Raw genomic sequence first — 8,239 nt, 5'->3', positions numbered from 1 at the left:
GGGTCCGACCGCACGGACGCGGTCGGACCCCTCTCGTTCGCGGGCACGGCCCGCCCGGCGCTCTCCGTCAGCGGCGGGGCAGCTCCGCCCGCACGGTTTTCCCCTGCGGCCCCGTGCTCACCTCGACCTCCAGGGCCAGGGTCCGCACCATCGGCCAGCCGAAGCCGCCGGTGCCGCCCGCCAGATCGGGCGTCCGCTCGCGCGGCGGCCGGGGGTCGGTATCGGTGACGGCGACCGTGATGGCGTCGTGATGCGCCACCAGACGCAGCGAGCAGGCGTCGCCGCGTGCGTGCCGTACGGCATTGGTGACGAGTTCGGACACCGTCAGTTCGACACTCGCCGCGGCCTGTACGTCCATGGCCGGACTGAGCCCGTCCATAAAGGCACGGGCGAAATCCCTCGCCTGCGCGACGACTTCCGGCCGCTTGTCGAAGACCGCCCGGTCCAGCGGCTTGGTGCTGTGTCGCGAATGGTCCGTCCTCATACGCCCCTCCTAGATCAGGGGTGGACTGTACGAATGGGTCTCTTGCCCCCGAAGCCGACTTCTTAACGCCCGCTCCCGCACCGAGGGCGATCCGCCCGCCTCCTGACGCGAGGTCACGGGAGCGGCCAAGATCAGCTGTGTGGTCGGCGTCACGCAACCTTCATGGTGTGAGGGGGACATGAAGCCGCAGGAGGGGGGTAGTCGCAGCCTCACCAGCCCACAGGGGACGAGTGGGGCTGGCGGACAGGGAGGTAGACATGACGATGGCCACCAGAACCCAGACGGACACCGGCATCACGGAGCTGCCGGAGGTGGTGGATCCGCAGGCGGTCACGCCGAAGGACTCCCGTGCCTTGTCCCAGTTGTTCTTCGACCAGCTCGCGGTGCTCGAAGAGGGCACGGCCCAATATCAGTACGTACGCAATACCCTGATCGAGTTGAACATGTCGCTGGTCCGCTACGCGGCCGGCCGTTTCCGCAATCGCGGCGACGAGATGGAAGACATCGTCCAGGTCGGCATGATCGGCCTGATCAAGGCCATCGACCGCTTCGAACTCTCCCGCGAGGTGCAGTTCGCCACCTTCGCGGTGCCTTACATCGTCGGGGAGATCAAGCGATTCTTCCGCGACACCTCCTGGGCGGTCCACGTTCCGCGCCGCCTCCAGGAGGCCCGTGTCGAACTCGCCAAGGCCACCGAGGAGCTGAGCAGCCGTCTGGGGCGCTCGCCGACGGTGGACGAGCTGGCCACGCTGATGAACCTCACCCCGGAGGAGGTCATCGAGGCCCGGCTGGCCTCCAACGGTTACAACTCCGCCTCCCTGGACGCCGTCCTCCACGGCGACTCGAACGACGAGACCCCCCTGGCCGACTTCATCGGCGAGGAGGACCCCTCCCTGGAACTCGTGGAGGACTTCCACGCGCTGGCCCCCCTGGTCGCCGGACTCCCCGAGCGCGACCGGGAACTCCTGCATCTGCGCTTCGTGGAGGAGCTGACCCAGTCCCAGATCGGCGAACGCCTCGGCGTCTCCCAGATGCAGGTCTCCCGTCTGCTCTCCCGCACCCTGGCGAGCCTGCGCAAGGGAATGCTCCCGACCGCCGGCTGAGCCGGCCCCCGGGAGATCAGCTCCTGCCGTGCCAGTCCAGGCAGACGATCATGGCGTCGTCCTCGGCGTCGATGGGGCCGCGATGGCCCGCGAGTTCGTGCAGCACCGCCCGCGGCACCTGCGAGGGAGGCAGCAGGCGCGTGCTGGCCATGGCGCGGGTGAGCGCTCGTTCGCTGTAGCGCTCACCCGCGGGCGAGGCCACGTTGTAGACGCCGTCGCTGACGAACAGCAGCCGGTCCCCGGGCTCCACGTGGAAGCGCTGGGTGGCGTAGAGGGTGTCCTCGAACATGCCGAGCGGAAGCTGCGCATCGAGGTCGACCGCCTCCGCCCGGCCCTGCCGCATGCGCCACATCTTGGGCGAACCGGCGTCGATGATCTCCGCCTCCCCCGTCTCCAGGTCGAACTGGAGCAGCAGCATGGAGAGGTGGACATCGCCGTGGTAGTGGCCGTAGACCGCCTGGTCCGCCAGGCACGCCTGGTCGGCGAGGGACAGGCCGGCCCGGCGGGCGTTGCGCAGCGCGTTGACCGCGAGGTTGGTCAGGAGCGCGGCCTCGATGCCCTCCCCCATGCCGTTGGTGACCGTGAGCGTCAGATGATGGGCCGAAGTCGACCAGTCGAAGTTGTCGCCGTAGATCGCGTACGCGGGTTCGAGCTGCGCCCCCAGTTCGTACTCGGGTCGCGAGCAGGAGCGCCCCGGCAGCAGCTGCCACTGCATCTCGGCGGCGAGGGTGAGCCGGTCGGCGCGGCGGGCCTGGAGGTAGAGGTCGGTGTCCCGCTCCGCGACGACGATCTCGTGGCCGAGGACTTCCGCGACATCCTCCAGCTCACGCGCGGTGACGCTGTCGTAGGCGCCGGCGGGCAGCTGGACCGTGAGGATACCGAGGCGGTCGCCGCGCACGCTGACGGGCAGGTGCACGGTCACCGAGCCGGCCGCCTCGTCCGTCTCGACGTGGGGTTCCTGGGCGCCGAAGGCGCGACCGGGAGCGCTGGTGTGGACGGAGATGGGGTCGGCGGTATAAGGAAGCGCGTCGACCGGCTGAAGTATGGTCATCGCGTAATCCGCCACCAGAAGGTCGACGGACACCGCGTCGTAATGGGCGGTGAGCGTGGACCGCACCGCTTCGAGGAGATCGTGCGGCGCGGCCCCGCGCAGTGCGCGTTCCACCACCCTGAATCTGTCCACCTGCCGGTTACCACCTATCTGGAATGTCACAGTAAGAAGGAGCGAGCGGCCCCGCATGTCTCAGCGACTGACAAGGCCATTGCGAAGTGTCACAGTTGAGGGCATGAATCCCGTCCCCGCCGGCAATGGCGATCGAGAAGCCGCCGCCCACGCGGTCCGGGATGTCATCGAACTGCTCGAAGTGCTGTGGAACAGCGGCCGGGACATCACCGCGACCGCCCCGGTCTCCTCGTCACAACTGCGAGTGCTGTACGTCCTGCACGGCGCCCAGGGGATCAACCTCCGCACGCTCGGTGAGGTGCTCGGGTCCGCTCCCTCGTCGGTGAGCCGTATGTGTGACCGCCTTCACGCGTTGGGCTTCATCGAGCGCTCTCTCAGTTCCGCCAGCCGCCGCGAGCTTGAGCTGCGCTTGTCCGGCAAGGGAGAAAGCTACCTCAAAGAATTGCGGGCACGTCGTGAAAGTGCCCTGCTGGAGGTCATCTCCGGCATGACCCGGACAGACCGGGCAGCGCTCGAGAAGGGTCTGAACGGGTTCCGCGCGGCCGTCGAGAAGACCTCCCCGACCGGCGAACCCGCGCCCCGCGACACGGTGGAGACCGCCTGACCGCCGCCCGGCCGCCGTGCCGACGCCGCCACCTCGCCATGCGCTCCCACCTGCGGCCATGCGGTTCCACCCCGCCGCGTGCCCCCGCCGCGCGCCCGCTCGCCGGGACTGCGCCCCGTGCGCTTCCGCCTCGTTGTCCCAGGCGGTGGATGAGTTGACGTCGGCTCACCGGGGGGCGGGGCTTTCGATGATCGGTTCCCTCGACTAACGTTTGCCGTGCGACAACAATTGCTAAGGTGGATGTAATGAACGCCAGTGAACCCGAGGCCCGGCTCAGCGTCAGCGCAGCGCTGCGCGAGCAAGGGGAGAAGGTGGCCGACCGATGGGTGCAGCTCCAGCTGGAACGAGCGGTTCTGGGAGCGGGTCTCACCGAGGCCGAGCTCCGTGAGGAGGCCGACGCCTTCGTCGACGCCCTGCGTACGGGTCTGGAGACGGAGCAGCCGGTCGAACGCGTGGCCACCACCCACCCGGAACTGCGCCAGGCGATCACCGATCTCTCCCTGCGCAGAGCGCGCGGCGGCGCCACCCCCACCGCGACCTCGCTGGCCGTGCTGGCTCTCAAGGAAGCACTGCTCGAAGCGGTGCAGACGCAGGCGCAGGACACCCAGGCGCTGTACCACGCCGCCGTGTTCGTCAACCGCCTCCTCGACACCGCGGGCGCCCTGTCCTTCGCCACGTATGTGGAGGGGCGCGAGGAGATCATCCGTCGGCAGAGCCGGCAGCTCCTCGAGATCTCCACGCCCGTGGTGCGGCTGTGGGACCGGGTCCTCGCCGTCCCGCTGATCGGGTCGCTCGACACGACGCGTACGCAGGTGGTGATGGAGAACCTCCTCCAGGCCATCGAGCGTGACGAGGCGCAGGTGGCGATCATCGACATCACGGGCGTGCCCACCGTGGACACGGCAGTGGCGCACCACCTCATGCAGACGGTCAACGCCGTACGACTGATGGGCACCGACTGTGTGATCAGCGGGATCCGCCCGCCGATCGCCCAGATCATCGCCCAACTCGGCATCGACCTGTCCGCCATCCTGACCCGCGCGACCCTCGCCGACGCCCTGGCCGCCGCCATCTCCCTCACCGACCGGCCGAACCGCGCGGCGGACCCCGCGGGCCTGCGATGACGGGGGGCCTGCGCGGCGGTGTGCCGATCCTGCGGCTCGGCGACGTACTCATCACCGGACTGCTCAACGAACTGGACGACAAGAGCGCCATAGCCTTCACCGAGGAGCTGACCGAACGGATCGTCGCCGACCGCGCCCGCGGGGTGCTCATCGACATCTCGCGGCTCGAACTGATCGACTCCTTCGTCGCGCGCACCCTGATGGAGCTGACGACGACGGCACGCCTGCTGGGCGCGCGGGTCATCGTGGCGGGCATGCGTCCCGCCGTGGCCATCACCCTCGTCGAACTCGGCCTGCGGCTCTCCGGCGTGGAGACCACGCTCAACGCCGAGCAGGGCCTGCGCGCGCTGGGCTGGGAGCGGGCGGCGGCTCCACCGACAGAAAGGGGGAGCAGTTGACCCTCTACGGCGACCTCGACGCGATCCCCGCGATCCCGCCCCCCACCTCCGCGGACCGCCGTACGGCACGTGGCACCACGCGCGTGACGCACGAGATCCGCGCCGAGGAGGATCTCCTCTCCGCGCGCCACGCCGTGCGCGAAGCCACCCTCAGAGCCGGTTTCGGCCTTGTGGACCAGACCCGTATCGTCACCGCGGCCAGCGAGTTGGCCCGTAACGCCTACGTCCACGGCGGCGGCGGCACGCTGGCCATCGAACTCGTCCAGCAGACCGGGCGTCAGGGGCTGCGGATCTCGGTGAGCGACGACGGGCCCGGCATCGCCGACCTCGACGCGGCGTTCACCGACGGCTACACCACCGGCGCGGGCCTCGGGCACGGGCTCGGTGGGGCGCGCCGCCTCATGGACGAGTTCGACGTGACCAGCGCGCCCGGTCAGGGAACGACCGTCACCGCGGTCCGCTGGAGCGGACCGCGGTGACCGCCATGAATGTGAACGGCCTGGTGGCGCCCACCACGCTGCACGTTCCCATCGATCACCACAGCGCCGTGCAGACCGCGGCGAGCCGGGCCCGCGCCCTCGCGCACGCCTGCCGTATGCCCGGAGCGCTGCCGGACCAGGCGGCCGTGCTCGCCAGTGAACTGGCGAGCAACATCAGCAAGCACGCCCACAACGGCGCGCTGTTCCTCCAGCCCTCACCCATGGGCGGGCGGTCGCCGCTGGACACCGCGCTGGATGTCGTCGCCGTGGACAACGGCCCCGGCATCCCGGACATCGGCCTCAGCCTCACCGACGGCTTCAGCACCACCAAGACGATGGGCGCGGGACTCGGGGCGGTACGCCGTATCGCCACCGACTTCACCCTGCGTTCGGCATCCGGGCGCGGCACCCTCGCCCATGCCCGGCTCGCGGTCCCGCAGGGGCGGCGGCCCGGGGCCGACATCGGCGCCCTGTGCCTGCCGGCCGGCGGGGAGCAGATCTGCGGGGACGGATACGCGGTCGTCGAGGGCGACGGGAACTGGACGGGCCTGGTCATCGACGGGCTCGGCCACGGCCCGGACGCGGCCGCGGCCAGCCAGCGGGCGGTGCGCACCTTCCTGTCCTGCCCGGAGGCGCCGCTGCCGGAGGTGCTCAACGCCCTGCACAGCGCGCTGCGGCACACGCGCGGCGCCGCGGCGACGGCGATCCGGGTGGGGTCGGGCGGCGCGGAGTACTGCGGGGTGGGCAACATCCGTGTGGCTGCCGTGTCCGCGCGCGGTGTCCACCGCCAGCTCACCGGGCAGGCGGGCATCGTCGGCTACAACCTGCCCACACCGCGCAGCCGGTTCCTCGACCTGTCCGACTGCACGGCCGTGGTCGTTTACACCGACGGCATCGACCACCGGTGGACGCACGACCCGGCCCCCGACCGACTGAGCCTGCCGCCGACCCTGCTGGCGGCCTCCCTGGCCCATACCCACCGCCGACACCGTGACGATGCCACCGTTCTCGCTCTCGGCAGCCCGCAGAGGATCGGATGACCAGCGCCACCTTCCGCACGCCCGCCGCCCTGCGGCGCGCCGTCCGCCGCATCGCCCTCGCCCACCGGCTGCCCGCCGAGGACCGGGCCCGGATCGTGCTGGCGCTCGGCGAGACGGCCGCCGGCGCGTTGAACGCCGGGCGCCCGGTCACGCTGACCGCCACCGACGAGGCGGGCGACGACGGAACCGGCCGGCTCACCCTCGCCCTTGGCCTGCCCCGCGGCGAGGACGTACAGGTGATGACCGATCAGCTTCCGCTGCCGGGCGAGGCGACGGCCGACGGCACGGTGGTGTGGCGGGTGCCCCTGCCCATGACCCCGGCCCCGGCGGCCGCGCCGGTCGCCGCCGTGCTGCCGCGTCCCGCCGCGCGGCGCGTGGGTGTCGTCGCTCCTCGCACCGGTGACGCCGACCTCGCGCTGGTGGACGAGGAGCTGCGGGCCGCGCTCGCCCGGGCCGACCACCTCGCCGACGAGCACCGCAAGCTCAAGCACGAACTCGCCGAGACCAACAGCGGGGTGCTCGCCCTCTACGTACAGCTGGAGGAGCGTGACGAAGAGCTGCGCAAGGCGCACGGGCGGACCCTGCGCGCCCTGGAGGACGCGCTGCGGCCGAGACCGCTGCACGTCGACGGCCTCGACCTCGCCGTCCACTACGCCCCCGCGAGCGACGACACCCCCACCGGCGGCGACCTGTACGACTGGTTCACCCTCCCGGACGGGACGGTGCACATCACCATCGTCGACGCCCTCGGCCACGGCATCACGAGCACGCGCACCGCGCTGACCGTCACCCACGCCGTGCGCACACTGGCGCTCGAAGGCCACCCGCTGGAGAGCATCGTGGCGCGCACGGACGCCATCCTGGCCCCCTTCGACCAGAACGTCATGGCCACGCTGCTCCTCGCCCACCTCGACCCGGTGAGCGGGAAGCTGTCGCTGGCCAACGGAAGCCACCCGCCGGCCCTCCTCGTGCGCGCCGACGGGGAGGCCTCCTATCTGGAGGTCCGCGGTCGCGGCGTCGGTTTCCCCCTGCCGGGCAGCGAGCGGGTCCTCACCACCACGCTCCGCCGCGACGACCTGCTGATCCTCTACACCGACGGCCTCACCGAGAGCCGCAGGGACCCCCGCGAGGGCGAGCAGCGCCTGATGTCGACCGCCCGCCGCTACCGCGTGCGGCCCACGGAGGACGTACCGGCGTCCATCGCGCGCGCCATGCTGACCGACGTCCTCCACGAGGACGACACGCTCGCCCTGGCCGTGCGCCTCCGCTCCCCCGGCGTCTGACGCCGGGCGGGGGCTATGCCCTGCGGCGGAGTTCCGCCGAGAGGTGGTGCTGGAGCGGCTGGCCCACGGCCGCGAGGTCGTGGGTGAAGGTGAGGGTGCCGGGGCCGGTCAGCGTGTAGCGGCGGCGGGTGGCGTCGACCTTCTTGGCGGTGGGCGCGAGGGCCACCTCGTGGGTGGCGAGGTCGACCGTGTCGCCGTCCGCCCGGCCGACCGCGATCTCCGCGATGCCGGTGGGCTGGGTGATCAGTGCCTCCACGCGGCCGTCGGGCTGCAGCCGCCACCAGCCGCTCTCCCGCGCCGAGGGACGCAGCGGCCGCTCGTCGGCGTCGAGGAGCCAGGCGCGGGCCTCGTAGTGGAGGAAGGGGCGTCCGTCGTGGCTGAAGGTGACCTCCTGCGCGTACGCGAAGTCGCCGTCGAGCGTCGGGTACTCGCCGCTGCCCCGGCCCTGCCAGGTGCCCAGGAGGCCGAGCACGGGCGCGAGCAGCGCGTGCGGGGCCGGTGCCTCGTGGGGGTGGTGGGCGTCGGGGTACGGGTGTTGGGG

At 71.4% G+C, this 8,239-nt stretch carries 10 protein-coding genes; 7 read left to right on the top strand and 3 right to left on the bottom strand.

Going from position 1 to position 8,239, the window contains the following annotated elements; translation table 11 throughout:
* Positions 1–67 precede the first annotated feature (67 nt).
* On the bottom strand, positions 68–484 hold the full coding sequence (locus tag GKQ77_RS22240; RefSeq protein ID WP_219690695.1) for an ATP-binding protein: 417 nt from the start codon (positions 482–484) through the stop codon (positions 68–70).
* Positions 485–741: 257 nt separating this feature from the next.
* Between GKQ77_RS22240 and GKQ77_RS22235 the strand changes: the two genes are divergently transcribed.
* Positions 742–1,587 (top strand): RNA polymerase sigma factor SigF, encoded by an 846-nt coding sequence (locus GKQ77_RS22235; RefSeq protein WP_219690694.1) that lies wholly within the window; start codon positions 742–744, stop codon positions 1,585–1,587.
* Between the two features lie 16 nt (positions 1,588–1,603).
* Here GKQ77_RS22235 and GKQ77_RS22230 read toward each other — a convergent pair whose 3' ends face one another.
* Positions 1,604–2,770 (bottom strand): PP2C family protein-serine/threonine phosphatase, encoded by a 1,167-nt coding sequence (locus tag GKQ77_RS22230; RefSeq protein ID WP_308117747.1) that lies wholly within the window; start codon positions 2,768–2,770, stop codon positions 1,604–1,606.
* A gap of 103 nt (positions 2,771–2,873) precedes the next feature.
* On the opposite strand from GKQ77_RS22230, the gene GKQ77_RS22225 reads away from it, so the two are divergent.
* From GKQ77_RS22225 to GKQ77_RS22200, 6 genes are all read left to right on the top strand, one after another.
* Positions 2,874–3,374 (top strand): MarR family winged helix-turn-helix transcriptional regulator, encoded by a 501-nt coding sequence (locus GKQ77_RS22225; protein WP_258021747.1) that lies wholly within the window; start codon positions 2,874–2,876, stop codon positions 3,372–3,374.
* Between the two features lie 245 nt (positions 3,375–3,619).
* Complete coding sequence (locus tag GKQ77_RS22220) at positions 3,620–4,498, top strand: STAS domain-containing protein (RefSeq protein WP_219690691.1); 879 nt, start codon at positions 3,620–3,622, stop codon at positions 4,496–4,498.
* The gene (locus GKQ77_RS22215) at positions 4,495–4,896 is read left to right on the top strand and encodes an STAS domain-containing protein (RefSeq protein WP_219690690.1); all 402 of its coding nucleotides are present in this window, start codon (positions 4,495–4,497) and stop codon (positions 4,894–4,896) included. The genes GKQ77_RS22220 and GKQ77_RS22215 overlap by 4 nt, the downstream gene beginning before the upstream one ends.
* Positions 4,893–5,375, top strand: coding sequence for an anti-sigma regulatory factor (locus tag GKQ77_RS22210; protein WP_258021746.1), 483 nt, complete (start codon positions 4,893–4,895; stop codon positions 5,373–5,375). Before GKQ77_RS22215 ends, GKQ77_RS22210 begins: the two co-directional genes overlap by 4 nt.
* 5 nt (positions 5,376–5,380) lie before the next feature.
* Positions 5,381–6,415, top strand: coding sequence for a SpoIIE family protein phosphatase (locus GKQ77_RS22205; protein ID WP_219690696.1), 1,035 nt, complete (start codon positions 5,381–5,383; stop codon positions 6,413–6,415).
* A complete protein-coding gene (locus GKQ77_RS22200; RefSeq protein WP_219690689.1) occupies positions 6,412–7,698 on the top strand; it encodes a PP2C family protein-serine/threonine phosphatase in 1,287 nt (428 codons plus the stop codon). The genes GKQ77_RS22205 and GKQ77_RS22200 overlap by 4 nt, the downstream gene beginning before the upstream one ends.
* Before the next feature lie 13 nt (positions 7,699–7,711).
* On the opposite strand, the gene GKQ77_RS22195 is transcribed toward GKQ77_RS22200, so the two are convergent.
* A partial coding sequence (locus GKQ77_RS22195) for a heme-binding beta-barrel domain-containing protein (protein ID WP_219690688.1) occupies positions 7,712–8,239 on the bottom strand: 528 nt, incomplete at its 5' end.

The organism is Streptomyces anatolicus, assembly GCF_019400875.1.
Lineage (GTDB): Bacteria > Actinomycetota > Actinomycetes > Streptomycetales > Streptomycetaceae > Streptomyces > Streptomyces anatolicus.
This window is presented reverse-complemented; position numbering and strand designations above follow the sequence as displayed.

Bases quoted from the DNA above. Each gene is read 5' to 3' on its own strand.
- GKQ77_RS22200 (WP_219690689.1), top strand. From the start codon at position 6,412: ATGACCAGCGCCACCTTCCGCACGCCCGCCGCCCTGCGGCGCGCCGTC.
- GKQ77_RS22240 (WP_219690695.1), bottom strand. From the start codon at position 484: ATGAGGACGGACCATTCGCGACACAGCACCAAGCCGCTGGACCGGGCG.
- GKQ77_RS22235 (WP_219690694.1), top strand. From the start codon at position 742: ATGACGATGGCCACCAGAACCCAGACGGACACCGGCATCACGGAGCTG.
- GKQ77_RS22225 (WP_258021747.1), top strand. From the start codon at position 2,874: ATGAATCCCGTCCCCGCCGGCAATGGCGATCGAGAAGCCGCCGCCCAC.
- GKQ77_RS22215 (WP_219690690.1), top strand. From the start codon at position 4,495: ATGACGGGGGGCCTGCGCGGCGGTGTGCCGATCCTGCGGCTCGGCGAC.
- GKQ77_RS22205 (WP_219690696.1), top strand. From the start codon at position 5,381: ATGAATGTGAACGGCCTGGTGGCGCCCACCACGCTGCACGTTCCCATC.
- GKQ77_RS22220 (WP_219690691.1), top strand. From the start codon at position 3,620: ATGAACGCCAGTGAACCCGAGGCCCGGCTCAGCGTCAGCGCAGCGCTG.